Origin of the sequence: Allobosea sp. Root483D1 (genome assembly GCF_001429505.1) — a bacterium.
Classification (GTDB): Bacteria; Pseudomonadota; Alphaproteobacteria; order Rhizobiales; family Beijerinckiaceae; genus Allobosea.
The window spans coordinates 378,594-395,320 of record NZ_LMJW01000022.1; the positions used below are offsets into that span (position 1 = coordinate 378,594).

The following is a 16,727-nucleotide window of genomic DNA, read 5'->3' on the forward strand; positions in this document are numbered from 1 at the left end:
TCATGATTTCGGCCCGACCTGTCGGTTGAGCTCGCGCCAGTCCTTGGGCTCGGCCGGGCGGAAGGTCGCGGCGCCGGCCGTCACGCTGCGATAGGAAGCGGCGGGAACGCGAGCGTTCGGATCGGCTGGCCGCGCCAGATGGTCTGGGACCGTGGCGGTACAGGCGCCTAGCGCCAGAGCGACCGCCATCAGCAACGGCACCTTCACGAACGTCACGATTCGGCATCCCCTGTTTCGATGCGACAGGGGTAGCAGCGGCGTTTTGCGGGCGTCCGTTACAAATTGTTTCAAAGCGGCGCGGGCGGCGAGGCCGCGGGCGCGCTATTGTGCTGGCGATCAGATGGCAGGAGCCCGCTCGCGGGAGCACCGACATTCCAACCGAAACACAGGCAGAGACGGGTCCCGTCACGACGACCGCCGATGACCACGGCCATATCCTCGTGGTCGACGACGATCCGCAGATCAGGCTGCTCGTCGCGCGCTTCCTGCAGCGGCATGGCTATCAGGTCACCGGCGCGCCGGATGGGCGCGCCATGATGGAAGCGCTGGCGCACAGCGCCATCGACCTGATCGTCCTCGACCTGATGCTGCCCGGTCGCTCGGGCGTCGATCTCTGCCGCGACGTGCGTGCGACCTCGCAGGTGCCGATCGTGATGCTCACGGCCCGGACCGAGGAGAGCGACCGCATCACCGGTCTCGAAGGCGGAGCGGACGACTACATCACCAAGCCGTTCAGCCCACGCGAATTGCTGGCGCGGATCCGGGCAGTGCTGCGCCGGGCGCGGGCCGGGCAGGGGGCTGCCGCCACCACGGCGAGCGCGATCGTGACCTTCGAGGGCTGGCGCATGGATCTGCGGCGGCGCGAGCTGCAATCACCGTCGGGGACGCTGATCGATCTCTCGACCGGCGAGTTCGACCTGCTCGTCGCCTTCGTCGAGCACGCCAACCGGGTCCTGTCGCGCGAAGCGCTGATGCAGTTCGCCAAGGCGCGGATGAGCGACGACCCGTTCGACCGCACGATCGACGTCCAGATCAGCCGCCTGCGCCGCAAGCTCGAAGCCGACGCCCGGGGAGGCCAGTTGATCAAGACGGTCCGCGGCGCCGGCTACCTGTTCGCCTCGCAGATCGACCACCAGCAAGGAATGCCCGCTTGACGCGCCTGGCCAAGCAGCTCTGGCCCGATACGGTCGCCAGCCGTGCCATCCTGATCCTGGTCGCAGCGCTGCTCGCCTTCCATCTGCTCGGCTACTGGGCCTATCGCGTCGGCGTCGAGAACCTCGCGACATCAGGCCAGGATCGGGGGCTCGCCGAGCGTATCGTCTCGATCAAGCGGGCGATCGCCAGCCTGCCTCAGGCCCCCGAGCGCGACCGTGTCGCGCATGACCTGTCGAGCGCGAGCCTCGAAGTCCATTGGAGCAAGGTCAGCCTCGTCCTTGGCTCCGCGCCGATGACCGAGCGCACGCGGGCGATGGAGGCCCGCCTCAAGGAGCTCGCGCCGGAGCTTGCGGCGGAATCCTTCCGGGTCGGCTTTGCCGACGATGGCGCGCTCGGCGCCGGCGAGGCCAACGCCTACAAGCACATGATGCTGGTCTCCGTCCGGCTCGACGACGGCTCCTGGGTCAACTTTTCGTCCTCCGCGCTCGGCGCTTCTCAGCATCTCGACTGGGGCCTGACCGCGATCATGATCTGCTTCGCCGTCGCCATCGTCGTCGTCGCGCTGCTGCTGCTGCGCTGGGCGACGCGGCCCTTGCGCGAGCTCGCGCTGGCGGCCGAGCGCTTCAGCCTCGATCAGATACCGCAACCGCTCCCCGAGAACGGCCCGGTGGAGGTGCGCCGCGCCGCGCGCGCCTTCAACACCATGCGCGAGCGCATCCGAAACCTGGTCGCCGAGCGGATGCAGGCGATGGCGGCCGTCTCGCACGATCTGCGCACGCCGATCACGCGGCTCAGGCTCCGCTCCGAATTCCTGGAGGACGAGGCGACCCGCAGCCTGATCGACGCCGACCTCGGCGAGATGGAGGCGATGATCGACTCGACCCTGGACTATCTGCGCGGCGGCGCCTCGAGCGAGCCGCTGCGCCCGGTCGACCTAGCCTCGGTGATCGAGACCATCGTCGACGAGCATGTCGACCAGGGTCACCGCGTCTCGCTGGTCGGGCTGAACTCAGCCCCCGTCCAGGGCAGGCTGCTCTCCCTGAAGCGCGCGGCATCCAACGTCATCGGCAATGCGGTGAAGTACGGTCAGGCTGTCACGGTCAGCATCACCGATGCCGGCGACAGCTTCGCCGTCATCGTCGAGGACGAGGGGCCGGGCATTGCGGAGGCCGATCGGGAGCGGGTGTTCCATCCCTTCGTGCGGCTGGAGGAATCGCGCGGCCGCCAGACGGGCGGTTCGGGCCTCGGCCTGACGATCGCGCTCGCCATCGTCCGGTCGCATGACGGCCGGATCGTGCTGGATAACCGGCCGGAAGGCGGCCTGCGAGTGACGCTTCAGCTGCCGAAGCTCGATCGGGCGGCCCAGCCCGTGGCCGATATGCGGGTATGACCGCCGGCATCTTCGCCTGACGCAGGGCGGCTCGCTTGCCTCGCTTCGGAGCGGCCCTAGACTGGCGCCATGGCACATTCCCTCAAGCCCGGCGCTACGCCGGCGACCGCTTCCGCCGGCCCGAACCAGCCGAAGCTCGATTCCGATGCGGTCTGGGAGGCGCGGCGCGATCTCGCCGCCTGCTTCCGCATGGCGGCGCGCTACGGCTTCGAGGAGGGCATCTGCAATCATTTCTCGGCGCTGGTGCCGGGCTATGACGACCTCTTCATCGTCAATCCCTATGGCTGGGCCTTCCGCGAGCTCACCGCCTCGAAGCTCCTGATCTGCGACTTCCATGGCAATGTCGTCGCCGGTGAGGGCCAGCCCGAGGCGACCGCCTTTTACATCCACGCCCGCGTCCACAAGAACCTGCCGCGCGCCCGCGTCGCCTTCCACACCCACATGCCCTATGCGACGGCGCTCTCGATGACCGAGGGCGATCCGCTGATCTTCGCCGGTCAGACCGCGCTGAAGTTCTATGGCCGCACCGCGTTCGACCGCGACTACAACGGCCTTGCCCTCGACGAGCGGGAAGGCGACCGCATCGCCGGCGCGGTCGGCGAGGCCGACATCGTCTTCATGAAGCATCATGGCGTGATGGTGCTCGGCCCCAGCATCGCCGAGGCCTGGGACGATCTCTACTATCTCGAGCGCGCCTGCGAGGTGCAGGCGCTGGCGCTTTCGACCGGCCGGCAGGTGCTGCCGGTCAAGCCGGAGATCGCCGAGGCGGCCTATCGGCAGATGCGCGAGGGCGATCCGGACTCGGCGCGCTTGCACCTTGCCTCGATCCGCCGCCAGCTCGATACGGAAGAGCCGATCTATCGCGATTGAGGCCTGTGGGCCGAGCCCTACGGCTGGGGGGCCCTTCGAGCGCGGATGAGTCCGTCGAGCAACTCCTCCGCGGATGGCGCTTTCGTTTCAGCTTCGACCGGCAGGCCGGGACAATCGAGCGGCAATGCGCTGAAAATGAAGTAACCGCTCATCCCGCTCTTCCCGCTGGGAACTGGATAGCGGCTCTGATCGATATAGCGGATGCTGTATCGGCAACCCGGTTTGAGCTTCTCCCAAAGCGCGTTGCGATCTTCGCTCCCGAAGGCGGAGATGCCGACCATGAATGCCTGGCCGCCGTCGTCGACGACGAAGTGCGGGCCATTGGGCTGCAGGGTGCCGGAGCCCTTCTCGACGACGAGGATATCGTCCGATCGCGTCACCCACCATTCCATGGCAAACCAGCAGACGACGGAGAGCGCCGCGAACGCGCCCGCCAGCTTCAGCGCTCGTTCGATGGATGCGCTCATGACGACATCCTGCTCCCCGCTGCCGCTGATCACCTGGCAGTGCCAGCCAGTCTAGGTGCCCTAGGTGCCCAGCTCCAACAGCAGGCCATCCAGCCGCGCGATGCCGGCGGCGATCTGCGCTTCGTCGAGCGCCGCATAGCCGATGACGAGGCCGGCGCGGCGCTCGGGATCATCAGGCCGGTCATAGAGTCCGCTCACTCCATAAAGGCCGAGCGAGGCGGCCGCAGCCCGCTCCATCAGCTCGCTCTCGCGCGCTTGCGGTAGCCCGTTGATCCAGGCGAGCACATGCAGGCCGGCATCGGTGCCGGCGATCGTGACGCGCTCGCCCAGCCGCTCGCGCAGCGTCTTCAGGAGGGCGGCGCGGCGTTCGCCATTGCGGCGCCGGACGCGGCGCACATGCCGCTCATAGGCGCCGCTCGCGATCAGCTCGGCCAGTGCGGCCTGCTCCAGCTCCGGCGTATGACGGTCGACCATGCGCTTGGCCCTGGCGAAGACCTCGCGCAGCGCCGGCGGCAGGACGAGATAGCCGAGCCGCAGGGTCGGTGAGAGCGTCTTTGAGACGGTGCCGAGATAGATCACGCTGCCGGCCTGATCGAGCGAGCGCAGCGGCGGCACCGGGCCGACGCCATGGCGATACTCGGCGTCGTAGTCGTCCTCTATGATGCAGGCGCCATGCCGCGCCGCCCAGGCAAGCAGCCCCTGCCGGCGCGGCGCCGACAGGATGCTGCCGAGCGGCAGTTGGTGCGAGGGTGTGACGAAGGCGAGCCGCGCGGCCGGCAATGCAGCTGTCTGCATGCCCTCGCGATCGACCGGTTGCGGCGAAAGCTCGGCGCCCGCCGTCAGGAAGGCCTGGCGCGCCAGATTGTAGCCGGGATCCTCGATCACCACGCGGTCGCCGGGATCGAGCAGCAGCCGCGTGCACAGGTCGAAGCCCTGCTGCGAACCGTTGACGACGAGGATGTCGTCGGCCTCGCAGCGCATCCCGCGGGCACGCCAGAGATAGCCTTGCAGTGCGGCGCGCAATTCCGGCAGACCGCGCGGGTCGCCATAGCGCAGGCGCGCCGGCCGCCTGGTCACCGCATGCGTCAACGCTCGCCGCCAGGCCAATGTCGGGAAATCGCTGCCGGCGAGCTCACCGTATCGGAAATCGAGCGCGAAGGGCTGCGGGGTCCATGGAATGGGCGACGCCGATGCTAATCGCCAGCCATAAGCGGAGAGCTCGGTCGGACGTGGTGCGGGGGCGTTTCCCGGGGCCGGCTCAGGCCGCACTAACCCGGCTGCGACCCGGGCCCGCGCGCCGGGGCGGGTTTCGAGATAGCCTTCCGCCGCCAATTGCTCGAAGGCGGCCGTGACGGTGGTGCGCGACAGACCCCATTCGGCCGCGAGCGCCCGCGTCGATGGCAAACGCGAGCCCGGCGCATGGACACCGGCTGCGATCTCGCGCTTGATCGCGGCGATGACCCGGCGCTGGGCACCGATATCGGCCTCAACTGGTTTAGCTAAAATACTAAAAACTGGCCGTTTCATGCAGGCCAGATTAGCGGCATGACGGCGACGACCGCAAGGAGACCAGACGATGTACACGCCGCCGGCCTTCCGCATCGACGACCGCGCCGAGATCCACGCGATGATGCGCGCCTGCCGGCTCGCCACCCTCGTCACCGCCACGGCTGAGGGCCTGCTCGCGACGCCGCTGCCGCTGATCCTGGCGGCGGAGGAGGGCGAGTTCGGCGTGCTTCACGGCCATCTCGCCCGTGCCAATCCGCAATGGCAGAAGGCGGCGATCGGCGAGGCCATGGTCCTGTTCAGCGGGCCCGACGCCTATGTCACGCCGTCCTGGTACGAGACCAAGCGCGAGACCGGCAAGGTCGTGCCGACCTGGAACTACCAGGCGGTCCACGCCTACGGCCCAGCCGAGTTCTTCGACGATCCCGCGCGCTTGCTCGATGCGGTCACGCGCCTGACCAACCTGCACGAGGGCACGCGGGCCGAGCCCTGGGCCGTCGATGACGCGCCGCCCGCTTTCGTGCAGGCGCAACTGCGCGGCATCGTCGGCCTGCGCATCCCGATCACCCGGCTCGAAGGCAAGCGCAAGATGAGCCAGAACCGCCCGGCGGCCGACCGTCGCGGCGTCGCCGAGGGATTGGGTGCGAGTGAACGCGCTAGCGATCAGGTCGTTGCCGCGATGGTGCCGACCGAGGGCTGACGATCAGTCCTGCGTCTCGCCCTCATAGGGTGTGGCGCGCATCGACGGACGCTGGTTGAAGCGGTCGTACCAGTTGGCGACCCGCGGCGCGCGCTCGCGGAAATCCGGCAGACGCCGGAAGCTGAGCCAGGCCAAAGCCGTCGCGAGACCGATCTGCCCGACCGTGACCGGCCCGTCGAGCTCGGCCTGCGCCTCGAGGTAGTCATAGGCTTCGAGCAGCTTGCTCGTCTGCCCCGCAGCAAGCGGTCGATAGCGCAGTGCCTCGGGCCGACGCTCGGTTTCCCAGCGCACGGCGATGCCGGCATCGCACAGGCCCTGCGCAAGTGCCTGCAGGCGCAAGGCTTGGTAGCGCGCCGTGCCCTCGCGCGGGATCAGCGAACCCTCTCCGGCAAGCCGGTCGAGATAGTCGCAGATCACTACGGAATCGAAGAGCGCGCCGGCCTCGGGCGTCAGCAGCACCGGCACCTTGCCGAGCGGGTTCTGCGCGAAGACGGCGTCGTTGCGGTTGGTCGGGCTGGTCTCGTGATGGACGACGTCGAGGCGATCGAGCATCCCGAGCTCATGGGCGCTCACCAGTACCTTGCGGGCATAGGGTGAGTGGCTCTGATAGAACAGGGTCAGCTTGCCGGTCATCACGCAGCCGTCCCGGCGACCTCGCCCGGCGTCAGCCCGACCAGTTCGGCATAGCGTTCCGGATCGGTCGCGCCCTCGGTGACGATGCCGAAGACGCGAGAGGTTGCGTCAAGCTTCAGCGCCGCGCGCGCCTGCGGGTCACGCAGCGCCGCGAGCAGCCCTGCGAAACCGGCCGCGCCGCTTTCGCCGGCGACGATCGCCGGGTCGCTACCGGCCGGGCGCGCCAGCCGGTTCATCGCCTCGACCGCGACTGCATCCTCGACCGTCATGAAGGCATCGGCTGTGCGCGACAGCACGCGCCAGGCGAGCGGCGAGGGTTCGTAGCATTCCAGCATCGCCATCACCGTCGGCGCGCCATAGGCGATCTTGGTCGGCCGCCCGGCGCGGGCGCTCTCGAACAGGCAGGCGGCGCGGGCCGGATCGACCACGGTGAAGACCGGCCTGTTATCGCCGAGCAGCAGCGACAGATGCGCCGCGATCGCCGCGGCGATGCCGCCGACGCCGGCCTGGACGAAGACATGGGTCGGCGGCCCCGGCAGCTGCTTCAAGGCCTCGCGGATGATTGCGGTGTAGCCCTGCATGACGAGGCTGGGGATGCGCTCATAGCCCTCCCAGGAGGTGTCGGAAACGGTCGTCCAGCCGCGCTCGTTGGCGACGCGGGCGGCTTCGACGATGGAATCGTCATAGGTCCCGTCGACCCGCACGATCTCGGCACCGAAGCGGGCGATCGCGGCGGCGCGCGGCTCGCTGACGCCAGCATGCATGAAGATCACCGAGCGCGCGCCGACAAGCTCCGCGCCCTGCGCCACCGAGCGGCCGTGATTGCCGTCAGTGGCGCAGGCGAAGGTCATCCCGGCTGCGATTGCGCGGACCTCGGGCGACGTCAGATCAGCTTCGTCGAGCCTGCGTCCGAGCCGCTCAGCTGCGGCTTCCAGCACCAGCCGCGTGACCGCGTAGGCGCCGCCCAGCGCCTTGAAGCTGCCGAGGCCGAGCCGCTGGCCTTCATCCTTGAGGTGCAATGCGCCGATGCCGAGCGCCGAGGCAAGGTTAGGCAGGGCGCGCAGCGGCGTCGGCACATGCTCGGCCCGGCCTGCCAGATGCCGCTCGATCGCATCGGCTCCGGCGGGGCCGAGCGTCTCCGCATCGGTCGGATGGAGCGGCTGGCGGAAGTCCGGGAGCTGATTGAGCAGGAGCACGGCTTGCCTCATTGAAATGTCCAGGTGAAGAGATATTGCAAGCGCCGCGAAAAAGGCGCTGCAATCACCCGCCTGTCTTGCAAGTTTGTTTCACAATCATTGTCCTTGGAGCCCCGATTGCGCGAACCGACCACTGCCGCCCTCGATGCCTTCGACCGGGCGATCCTCGCCATCCTGCAGCAGGACAACACCACGCCGCAGCGGGTGATCGGCGAGAAGGTGAATCTGTCGGCCCCGGCGGTACAGCGCCGCATCCGCCGGATGGAGAAGGACGGCGTCATCCGGGCCAATGTGGCGGTCGTCGAGCCGGCGGCGCTCGGCCACCCGATCACCATCTTCGTCGAGATCGAACTGGTCAGCGAGACGGCGAAGGACATCGACGCCGCCAAGCGCGCCTTCCTCGCCGCGCCCGAGGTGCAGCAATGCTACTACGTCACCGGCGAGGTCGATTTCATGCTGGTCGTGCTGGTGCCGAGCATGACGGCCTATGAGGCGCTGACGCGCCGGCTGTTCTTCGCCGACGCGAACATCCGCAAGTTCCGCACCTTCGTCGCGATGGACCGGGTCAAGGCTGGGCTGACGGTGCCGGTGGGCTGACGCGACGTGGATGCTCGCCACAAGGGCGAGCATGACGAGATGGCACGGCGCCGGCGCTTTATGACGTCAGAGCGCCCGCCGTCATGCCCTGGACCATGAATTTCTGCAGGAAGATGAAGGCCATCACCAGAGGCAGGCTCGCCAGCACCGAGAAGGCCATCATCGTGTTCCAGTCGGTGACGAATTCGGCCATCAGGCTGTAGATCGCCATGGTCAGCACCCGGTTCTCCCAGGATTCGATCAGCACCACCGCGAACAGGAACTCGTTCCAGGCGAGCAGGAAGGTGTAGAGCCCGGCGCCGATGAAGGCCGGATAGGACATCGGCACCAGCGTCCTGAAGATCGCGCCCAGACGCGAGCAGCCATCGACCATCGCCGCTTCCTCGATGTCGCGCGGGATGTTGATGAAATAGCTGCGCAGCATCAGGATGCAGAAGGGCAAAGTGAAGGTCAGGTAGACCACGATCAGCGAGGTCCGGGTGTCGTAGAGCCCGAGCGTGATGAAGATCCGGAAATAGGGGATGCAGAGCAGCACCAGCGGGAACATCTGCGTGGTGATCAGGAACATCAGCACGGCCCGCTGCCCGGCGAACTTGAAGCGCGCCAGCGCATAGGCCGCCATCGCCCCGAGGATGAGCGAGAGCGCCGTCACCACCAGCGAGACCAGCATCGTATTGGCGAAGACGACGAGATAGCGCGGGCTCGCGAAGATCTTACGGTAGCCTTCCAGCGTGAAGACCTGCGGCAGCCATGCCGGCGGCATCCGCATCACCTCGAGGTTCGGACGCACCGAGACCGTCAGCATCCAGGCGAGCGGGAAGAACACGATCGCGATCGCGATCAGCAGCAGGAGATAGGAGGCGGCGTTGATCAGGCGCTCGCGCCCGCGAAGGCCGATCTTGCCGAGATAGGGGCGGGTATGCGCTGCAGCGCCGTACTGGGCGACGGTCATTGCTGGTTGCTCATGGTTCGGCGGACATAGATGGCGCTGACGATGAAGAGCACGATGAACATGACCACGGCCTCGGCCGAGGCGTAGCCGAATTTCAGCTTCTGGAAGCCGTCGAAATAGATCGCGGTCGCCAGCACTTCCGAAGAGTGCGCCGGGCCGCCGCCGGTCATCACATAGACCGGGTCGAAGGCGCGGAAGGTCCAGATCGAGTCGAGCAGCACGATCGTGGTGATGACGCCGCGCAGCTGCGGCAGGGTGATGTTCCAGAACTGCTGGAACAGCGAGGCGCCATCGATCTCAGCGGCCTCATAGAGCTGCTTCGGGATCGCCTGCAGGCCGGCGAGCAGCATCACCATGAAGAACGGGAAGGCGCGCCAGACGTTCATCGCCGTCACCGAGCCAAGCGCGGTCGAGGGATCGCCGAGCCAGGAGATGGTGAAGTTGGTGTCGATGATCCCGAGCGAGGCGAGCAGGCCGTTGAGCACGCCGAAAGGCTGCAGCATCAGCACCCAGATCATGCCGGCGACGGTCGGCGCCAGCAGCCAGGGCACGATCAACAGGCCGCGCGCGACGGTGCGGAAGGCCGGGTCGAGATTCATGTTGAGCAAAAGCGCGAGGCCGAGCCCGATCACCAGATGCAGCAGCACGCTGAAGAAGGTGAAGACCACGGTCTGCCAGAAGGCGCGCCAGAACAGCGGGTCGTTGGCGAGCGCGATGTAGTTGCCGAAGCCGACCCAGACCTCGCGCTGGAGATTGCTGTCGTGGAAGCTCAGGCGGACCACGTCGATCAGCGGATAGATCAGCAGCGCGACGAGGATCAGCAGCGACGGCCACAGGAAGGACGCGGCCAGGAATTCCTCGCGGTATTTGCGTTTGAGCGTAAGCAGCATGTCTCGCCGATCGTTGCGGGGCGGCGGGGTATGGCCGGCCTGTCAGAAAAACCGGGTCATCCCGGACAAGCGGCGTAAGCCGCGCCGATCCGGGATCCATGCCGGAGCCTCACAATTGAAGGCTCAGGCTTGGGTCCCGGGTCTCCCTTCGGTCGCCCGGGACGACGGGCGCTTTGCTTCACTTGGCGCCGGCGAGAACCTTGTTCCATTCGGCCGCAGCGTCATCCAGGGCCTGCTTGGCGGTCTTCTTGCCCTGCACCGCGTTCTGGATCTCGGTGCTCATCACCTTGTTCATCTGCACGGCGTTGGGCATCGACAGGAAGGGCGACTGCGCGTTCGGCTGCGCCATCTGCGTCACGAAGGCCTGGAAGAGCTTGCGCTCCTTGAACCAGTCCTGGTTGGCGACATCGGTGCGCGCCGGGAAGCCGCCGGAGCCCTTCGCCCACATCTCGATGCCCTTCGGCCCCGAGAGCCAGCGCATGAACGTCCAGGCCGCGTCCTTGTCCTGCGCCTGGCTGCTGATGGTGTTGAGCGAGCCGCGCACCATGGTGCCGGTGCTCTTGCCTTTGGGCAGCGGGGCGATGTCGTAGTTGAGGTTCGGATTGAGCTGCTTCTGGATGGCGACGCCCCATGGCCCTTCGAACATCATCGCGACATTGCCGGAGGCGAAGTTGGCGCGCTTTTCCTTCTCGCCATTGCTCAGCACGCCGGGCACCGAGACTTTGTCCTTGTTCACGCGCTCGATGTACCACTCGATCGCGGCGACGCCCTCGGGGCTGTTGAACACGGCCTTGTTGGTCGCCGGGTCCATGAGCGTCGCGCCGCCCTGCAGCAGCAGCGGGTAGATGTCGTAGGTCATGTTGGTCGGCGGCTCGGCCTGAAGCGTGCCGGTGACCGCGAACTGGCGCTTGTCGGGAATGGTCAGCTTGCGCGAATACTCGGCGAACTCGTCCCAGGTCTTGGGCGGGCCGGAGAGGCCGGCGGCCTTGAACAGGTCGGTGTTCCAGAACAGCGCCACCGCGCCGCTCTCGATCGGCAGATAGTACTGCTTGCCCTTCCATTTCGCGTGGAAGGTCACCGGGATGTTCTCGAAGAACTCCTTCGGCTCCTTGGCGATGCGCGCGTCGAGCGGCTCGATCATGCCGAGATCGGCGAACTCCGCCACCCAGTCGACCTGGACCAGCAGCACGTCCGGCAGCTTCTTGGCCTGGTGCAGCACGATGGCGCGGTCGTGGAAACCGGTGAAGGGCGAGTCGACCGGTGTCAGCTTGATATCGGGATGGTCCTTCTCGAAGGCGGCCTTGAGCTCGCCCATGAACTTCTCGCCGACCTCGGTACCCTTCCACTGGCCCCAGCGGACCTCTTTCTGCTGGGCGAGTGCGAGCGTCGGCAGGCTGGTCATCGCGGCGAGCGTCATCGCCGCGAGTTTCAGCAAGGAAGACCTGCGATGCTGATCCATATCGTTTCCTCCCGTTGGTTGTCCCTTTGGCAGTCTTCTTGGTGAGCGGCGCATCCGTCGTTGCGGGCGCCGGAACAGGCGTTTAGGCGGCGCGGGCTTTTCGCAGGGCCTCGGGCACCGGTGGTGCGACCTTGACCAGCGTGGTGTTCTCGTCGACCAGTCTGCTCGTCCCGCCCACATTCATCCAGATGAACATGTTGCGGAACATCTCCTGCAGCGAGGCCATGATGGCGGTCTCCGCCTCCTTCGGCATCTCCCAGAACGGCTGCTTCATCACCTTCCAGGATTTCTTGCGGGTATTGTAGAAGAACTGCGCATCGGTTTCGCCCGCCCCCTTCTCGGAAAGGTGATTGGCGAAGGTGTACTCCCGGATCTGGTCCCTCAGTGCTTGCGGCAGGGCAGGGTGATCGAAGATCAGGTTGTTGAAGCCGAGCGCGAGATGGACCTCGACCGCTTCTGCCACTGGGAGCTTGGCAAGCTGCGTGCCGGGCAGGGTCGAGGCGCCGTGCTGGACCGCGCCCGCCATGTTGTACTCGCTGCGGCAGATGGTCGAGATCGTCTTCAGCAAATCGTAGTCGACATTGACCTGCGCCAGCGTGCCGTCCGGCAGCACCTTGCCACCGTGATAGGTGCCGGAATTGATCGAAATCTTGCTGACGATCGGCAGCTTGGCGCTGCGCTTGGCCATCTCCGCCAGATAGACCTTCATGAAGGCGCGCAGCTCTTCCGGCGTCGTGTTCTCGTGCCCGACCTCGCCGATCTCGGCGCCGAGCGAGATCGAGACGCCCTTGGGCTCGATGCCGCGCACGAACTCGGTGAAATGCGCGGTCAGCTCGGCATTGACGCGCTGCTGGTCCTCGACCGTCGCCAGCGACAGGTCGACCACCGTCGAGGCGTCGATGTCGATGCTGTACATTCCGGCCTCGACCTGCTCGCGCATAATGTTTTCGAGCTTGCGGACTTCCGCCTTCGGGTCGGCGAGATAGGCCTTGGCGTTGATCTGGTCGTGGTCGGCCTGCAGGAAGACCGGGCCGACATGGCCCTCGCGCAGCGCCGCGGCGAGCACCGCTGCGGCGTATTCGAGCGGCGGCTGCTGGGCATAGAGCGCTTCGCCGACCGCCTGCTCGAAGATGAAGAGCTTGGAATCGAGTTCCTTGCCGGCGCGGAAGACGGCGCGGCAGGTGTGATAGCTCCAGCCGCGCAGGTTCATCGCCGGCACCGTCTTGCCCGACCATTTGCCGGCGGCGCAGGCGAGATAGAGCTCCTGGATCGAGGACGGCACGATGCCGGCGGCATGGGCTGCTTCGCGGATCGCCCAGATCGCGACCGTGCGCGTCTCCGGCTCGGCCAAAGCCGCCGCCTGCGCCCAGCGGTCGATCATCGCATCCGGCGGCCGCTTGCTTTTGGCGAAGTCCGGCGAAGAGCCGGCGAGATCGACGCCGATCGTCTTGAGGTCGTCGATCAGCTCAGCGAGCGAGGCGCATGCCATGGGTCACACCTTCGAAAACGGCTTCGAAACGGAGAGCGTCGGCGGGCTTCCGCGCTTCCGGCAGGGCAGGCCGGTGCCCGCCTCATCACGTTCGCAATCAATGCATGCTGTTTTCGTTATCGCAAGTGATATTATCGTTTTCGCGCATTGCAACATAGGTCATGTTGCAATGCGCAATCGAATCCGAGGTCAGATCGGATGGGTTTCGCCGGTTGCCAGCAGGGCCTGGACGGCGGCGCGGTCGGGCATGCCGTCCCAGCCATTGGCACGCTCGGCCTTGAGCGCCGCGACGGCCGCGGCCAGGCGCGCTGCCTCGACCGGACTTTGCCCCTCGCAAAGTCCGAGCGCATAGGCGCCGTGAAAGACGTCGCCGCAGCCGGTCGTGTCTTTCGCCGCGACCTTGAAGGCGGGGACGCTGACAAGCTTGCCGCTGATCAGCCAGAGGCTGCCGGCCGTGCCGCGCGTCACGGCGAAGACCTTGTCGGAGCCGTTGGCACAGCGCCGCAGCAGTGCCTCGGCCGGACCGTCGCCGGCGAAATCTCGCAGGCCCTCGGCCGAGAAGACGATGTGATCGGCCTTTGCGATCAATCGCCGATTATCCTCCGGCGTTCCGCCGTCGACATCAAGCACGCTCGGAATGCCGGCAGCATGGGCGCGGTCGAGCACGATAGCCGCGCCGGCCGGCCAGCGCGTATCGGCCAGCACCGCGCCTGCCTGCGCAAGCCCAGCTTGCGGCAGCACGCTCGCATCCTGCGAGAGACTGCGCCGGTTCGAGACGATGCTGCGCTCGCCGCGCCTATCGACAAGGACGATCGCCCTGAGTGTGCGCCCCTCGGGCAGGACGGCGACGCCGTCGCAGTCGACGCCATGCCCGCGCAAGAGCCGCAAGCCCGTCTCGCCGGCGGCGTCGGCACCGACCCGGCCCCAATAGGCGGCCTGGCCGCCGAGATGGCAGATCGCCACCGCAGCTGTCGCGGCCGGCCCGCCGAAGCGTTCGGTGTAGTCGAGCACGCCGGTCTTGATGCCGGCCGAGGGCAGGGCCTCGACCTGGAAAACCTCGTCCTGGACCAGGTTGCCGACGCAGAGCATCCGGTGGCCGCTCATGCCAGGCACCCCCAGCCCGGAAGGACCGTAGTTTGGGTGAAGCGCGCATGACGGCATATCCGCCGGCTTCCTGGCCGCGTGGTGAGCATGTTCCGTCCCGCCGGATCTCGTTATTGGTATCGCCGGCAGGATCCGGTTGCGCGGCGGGGGCGATGATGCCTCATGCTTTCACTTTCGCAACACCATTTTCGCAAACGCGCATTGCGCCGAGGGGGCTGGTGGTCGTAGAGACGGTTTCACCGATAGGTTGATGCAACCCATCCGGGTTCGGCTCTGAAGCAGGCCTGCCATGGAACCGCTGAGCAAACGTCACGCCGACATCCTCGATATTCTCGGCAAGCGCGGCTATGTCGCGATCGAGGAGATCGTCACTGCCTTCAACGTCACGCCGCAGACGGTGCGCCGCGATCTGCAGGACCTAGCCGATCGCGGCTTGCTGCGGCGCCATCACGGCGGGGCGAGTGCCAATCTTTCGACCGCGAACACCGATTACGGCCTGCGGGTCGTCGAGACGGCGGGCGAGAAGGCGGCGATGGCACGGGCCGCCGCCGAATTGGTGACGCCGGGTACATCGCTGTTCATCACGCCCGGCACGACCATGGACGCGCTCGCCAAGGCGATCGCCGAGCGCCGCCCTCGCGGCCTGCGTGTCGTCACCAACAGCACGGCGGCGGCAGCTGTCCTCGACAAATGCCCGGAGATCTCGATCCTGATCACCGGCGGGCACTGGCTCGGGCCGAACCGTGCCTGCGGCGGCATGCACGCCGCCGCCTTCATCGAGAACTATCGCTGCGACCTGCACATGACGAGCATCGGCGGCATCGATGCCGCGGGAAACTTGCTCGAATACCGTGATGACGAGGCAGTGGTCGGGCGAACCATGCTGCGCAATGCGCGGCGCTCGGTGCTGCTCGCCGACCATACCAAGTTCAGCCGGGCCGCCATGTCCCGCCTCGCGCATCTCAGCGAGATATCGACCCTGGTTACCGATCGGCAGCCGGCTGCCGCGACCGCGCAGATGATCCGCGACGCCCGCTGCGAGCTGATCGTAGCCGGCTGATCACGCAACGGTGAGCGCTGGCGCGTTGCGCGCCGCAGGGGCGGGCTCCTATCCTATGTGAAGGCCGCCCCGCGCCATATGGGCGTTCCCGCCGCGGCCTCGTCAGTCCAAAAATCCAATCGTCGCAAAAATTCCCATCGTCGAAAGAGACACGTCATGCGCTATCAAACGCTTGGCCAGACCGGCCTGCTCGTCTCCGAACTGTGCCTGGGCACCATGACCTTCGGTGGCGGAGAGAACGCCTTCTGGGGCAATATCGGCCGGCTAGAGCAGCAGGAGGCCGATGCGCTGGTGAAGACCGCGCTCGATGCCGGCATCAACTTCATCGATACCGCCAATGTCTATGCCGAGGGCAATTCCGAGCAGATCACCGGCCAGGCCCTGCGCAATCTCGGTATCGCCCGCGATGAGGTCGTGGTCGCCACCAAGGTCTACGGTCGGATGGGGCAGGGGCCGAACGGCTCCGGCGCCAGCCGCTACCATATCCTCGAACAGGCCAAAGCCAGCCTGAAGCGGCTCCAGCTCGACCATGTCGATCTGTACCAGATCCACGCCTTCGACAGCGTCACGCCGATGGAGGAGACGCTTGAGGCGCTCGATGCGCTCGTCCGGCAAGGGCTGGTGCGCTATGTCGGCGTCTCGAACTGGGCGGCCTGGCAGGTCGCCAAGGCGCTCGGCATCTCCGAGCGGCGGCACCTCGCCCGCATCGCCTCGCTGCAAGCCTATTACACCATCGCCGGCCGCGACCTCGAACGCGAGATCGCGCCGATGCTGCTCTCCGAGAAGGTCGGGCTGATGGTCTGGAGCCCGCTCGCCGGCGGCCTGCTCTCCGGCAAATACGACCGCCGCAACGAGCAGGGTGGCGATGGCCGCCGCGCCAGCTTTGATTTCCCGCCGGTCGATCGCGAGCGCGGCTATGACGTCATCGACGCGATGCGCCCGATCGCCGAGGCGCACAAGGCTTCCGTCGCGCAGGTGGCGCTCGCCTGGCTGCTGCACCAGCCGGCCGTGACCAGCGTCATCGTCGGCGCCAAGCGGGTGGAGCAGCTCAACGAGAACATTGCCGCGAGCCAGATCACGTTCACCGCCGACGAACTGGCGGCGCTCGACGCGGTCAGCGCCCTGCCGAAGGAGTATCCGGGCTGGATGCTGGAGCGCCAGGGCGCCAACCGCAGCAGGCCCGACCCGCGCCGGGTAGGCTGATGCCTCAGAAGCGGTCGCTGGCTTCCAGATAAAGCCTCGCGACCGCCTCGATCCCG

17 protein-coding genes are annotated in these 16,727 nt (G+C 66.9%); 7 read left to right on the plus strand and 10 right to left on the minus strand.

Going from position 1 to position 16,727, the window contains the following annotated elements; translation table 11 throughout:
- Complete coding sequence (locus ASE66_RS24660; RefSeq protein WP_082613711.1) at positions 1–216, minus strand: hypothetical protein; 216 nt, start codon at positions 214–216, stop codon at positions 1–3.
- A 110-nt stretch (positions 217–326) separates the two neighbouring features.
- On the opposite strand from ASE66_RS24660, the gene ASE66_RS24665 reads away from it, so the two are divergent.
- The 3 genes from ASE66_RS24665 (at position 327) to ASE66_RS24675 (ending at position 3,415) form a co-directional block, all read left to right on the plus strand.
- Positions 327–1,154, plus strand: a complete 828-nt coding sequence (locus tag ASE66_RS24665) for a response regulator (RefSeq protein ID WP_244495054.1) — start codon at positions 327–329, stop codon at positions 1,152–1,154.
- Entirely contained in the window at positions 1,151–2,545 is a 1,395-nt protein-coding gene (locus ASE66_RS24670) for an ATP-binding protein (RefSeq protein WP_057192387.1), read from the plus strand. Before ASE66_RS24665 ends, ASE66_RS24670 begins: the two co-directional genes overlap by 4 nt.
- Before the next feature lie 69 nt (positions 2,546–2,614).
- Positions 2,615–3,415, plus strand: a complete 801-nt coding sequence (locus ASE66_RS24675) for an aldolase (protein WP_057192388.1) — start codon at positions 2,615–2,617, stop codon at positions 3,413–3,415.
- Between the two features lie 17 nt (positions 3,416–3,432).
- Here ASE66_RS24675 and ASE66_RS24680 read toward each other — a convergent pair whose 3' ends face one another.
- Complete coding sequence (locus ASE66_RS24680) at positions 3,433–3,882, minus strand: hypothetical protein (RefSeq protein WP_057192389.1); 450 nt, start codon at positions 3,880–3,882, stop codon at positions 3,433–3,435.
- Between the two features lie 60 nt (positions 3,883–3,942).
- Entirely contained in the window at positions 3,943–5,409 is a 1,467-nt protein-coding gene (locus tag ASE66_RS24685; RefSeq protein ID WP_057192390.1) for a PLP-dependent aminotransferase family protein, read from the minus strand.
- 49 nt (positions 5,410–5,458) lie between these two features.
- Between ASE66_RS24685 and ASE66_RS24690 the strand changes: the two genes are divergently transcribed.
- A complete protein-coding gene (locus tag ASE66_RS24690) occupies positions 5,459–6,088 on the plus strand; it encodes an FMN-binding negative transcriptional regulator (RefSeq protein WP_057192391.1) in 630 nt (209 codons plus the stop codon).
- Positions 6,089–6,091: 3 nt separating this feature from the next.
- On the opposite strand, the gene ASE66_RS24695 is transcribed toward ASE66_RS24690, so the two are convergent.
- Positions 6,092–6,721, minus strand: coding sequence for a glutathione S-transferase (locus tag ASE66_RS24695; protein WP_320409781.1), 630 nt, complete (start codon positions 6,719–6,721; stop codon positions 6,092–6,094).
- On the minus strand, positions 6,721–7,917 hold the full coding sequence (locus tag ASE66_RS24700) for a diaminopropionate ammonia-lyase (protein WP_057193358.1): 1,197 nt from the start codon (positions 7,915–7,917) through the stop codon (positions 6,721–6,723). The genes ASE66_RS24695 and ASE66_RS24700 overlap by 1 nt, the downstream gene beginning before the upstream one ends.
- 117 nt (positions 7,918–8,034) lie before the next feature.
- Here ASE66_RS24700 and ASE66_RS24705 point away from each other — a divergent pair, with 117 nt between their 5' ends.
- A complete protein-coding gene (locus tag ASE66_RS24705; RefSeq protein ID WP_057192392.1) occupies positions 8,035–8,514 on the plus strand; it encodes an Lrp/AsnC family transcriptional regulator in 480 nt (159 codons plus the stop codon).
- A 58-nt stretch (positions 8,515–8,572) separates the two neighbouring features.
- Here ASE66_RS24705 and ASE66_RS24710 read toward each other — a convergent pair whose 3' ends face one another.
- The 5 genes from ASE66_RS24710 to ASE66_RS24730 form a co-directional block, all read right to left on the minus strand.
- Positions 8,573–9,466 carry a carbohydrate ABC transporter permease gene (locus tag ASE66_RS24710; RefSeq protein ID WP_057192393.1) on the minus strand — a complete coding sequence of 298 codons (894 nt, stop codon included), beginning with the start codon at positions 9,464–9,466 and terminating at the stop codon, positions 8,573–8,575.
- Positions 9,463–10,356 (minus strand): carbohydrate ABC transporter permease, encoded by an 894-nt coding sequence (locus ASE66_RS24715; protein WP_057192394.1) that lies wholly within the window; start codon positions 10,354–10,356, stop codon positions 9,463–9,465. Before ASE66_RS24715 ends, ASE66_RS24710 begins: the two co-directional genes overlap by 4 nt.
- Before the next feature lie 178 nt (positions 10,357–10,534).
- Entirely contained in the window at positions 10,535–11,815 is a 1,281-nt protein-coding gene (locus ASE66_RS24720; protein ID WP_057192395.1) for an ABC transporter substrate-binding protein, read from the minus strand.
- Positions 11,816–11,897: 82 nt separating this feature from the next.
- Positions 11,898–13,304 carry a class II fructose-bisphosphate aldolase gene (locus tag ASE66_RS24725; RefSeq protein WP_057192396.1) on the minus strand — a complete coding sequence of 469 codons (1,407 nt, stop codon included), beginning with the start codon at positions 13,302–13,304 and terminating at the stop codon, positions 11,898–11,900.
- 189 nt (positions 13,305–13,493) lie between these two features.
- Positions 13,494–14,408 carry a PfkB family carbohydrate kinase gene (locus ASE66_RS24730; RefSeq protein WP_162262532.1) on the minus strand — a complete coding sequence of 305 codons (915 nt, stop codon included), beginning with the start codon at positions 14,406–14,408 and terminating at the stop codon, positions 13,494–13,496.
- A gap of 289 nt (positions 14,409–14,697) precedes the next feature.
- Here ASE66_RS24730 and ASE66_RS24735 point away from each other — a divergent pair, with 289 nt between their 5' ends.
- Entirely contained in the window at positions 14,698–15,468 is a 771-nt protein-coding gene (locus ASE66_RS24735; RefSeq protein WP_057192398.1) for a DeoR/GlpR family DNA-binding transcription regulator, read from the plus strand.
- A 156-nt stretch (positions 15,469–15,624) separates the two neighbouring features.
- The gene (locus ASE66_RS24740; protein WP_057192399.1) at positions 15,625–16,671 is read left to right on the plus strand and encodes an aldo/keto reductase; all 1,047 of its coding nucleotides are present in this window, start codon (positions 15,625–15,627) and stop codon (positions 16,669–16,671) included.
- Positions 16,672–16,727 lie beyond the last annotated feature (56 nt).

Coding starts and splice junctions, on each gene's coding strand:
- ASE66_RS24725 (WP_057192396.1), bottom strand. CDS start 13,304: ATGGCATGCGCCTCGCTCGCTGAGCTGATCGACGACCTCAAGACGATC.
- ASE66_RS24695 (WP_320409781.1), bottom strand. CDS start 6,721: ATGACCGGCAAGCTGACCCTGTTCTATCAGAGCCACTCACCCTATGCC.
- ASE66_RS24710 (WP_057192393.1), bottom strand. CDS start 9,466: ATGACCGTCGCCCAGTACGGCGCTGCAGCGCATACCCGCCCCTATCTC.
- ASE66_RS24740 (WP_057192399.1), top strand. CDS start 15,625: ATGCGCTATCAAACGCTTGGCCAGACCGGCCTGCTCGTCTCCGAACTG.
- ASE66_RS24680 (WP_057192389.1), bottom strand. CDS start 3,882: ATGAGCGCATCCATCGAACGAGCGCTGAAGCTGGCGGGCGCGTTCGCG.
- ASE66_RS24720 (WP_057192395.1), bottom strand. CDS start 11,815: ATGGATCAGCATCGCAGGTCTTCCTTGCTGAAACTCGCGGCGATGACG.
- ASE66_RS24675 (WP_057192388.1), top strand. CDS start 2,615: ATGGCACATTCCCTCAAGCCCGGCGCTACGCCGGCGACCGCTTCCGCC.
- ASE66_RS24735 (WP_057192398.1), top strand. CDS start 14,698: ATGGAACCGCTGAGCAAACGTCACGCCGACATCCTCGATATTCTCGGC.
- ASE66_RS24690 (WP_057192391.1), top strand. CDS start 5,459: ATGTACACGCCGCCGGCCTTCCGCATCGACGACCGCGCCGAGATCCAC.
- ASE66_RS24730 (WP_162262532.1), bottom strand. CDS start 14,408: ATGAGCGGCCACCGGATGCTCTGCGTCGGCAACCTGGTCCAGGACGAG.
- ASE66_RS24685 (WP_057192390.1), bottom strand. CDS start 5,409: ATGAAACGGCCAGTTTTTAGTATTTTAGCTAAACCAGTTGAGGCCGAT.
- ASE66_RS24715 (WP_057192394.1), bottom strand. CDS start 10,356: ATGCTGCTTACGCTCAAACGCAAATACCGCGAGGAATTCCTGGCCGCG.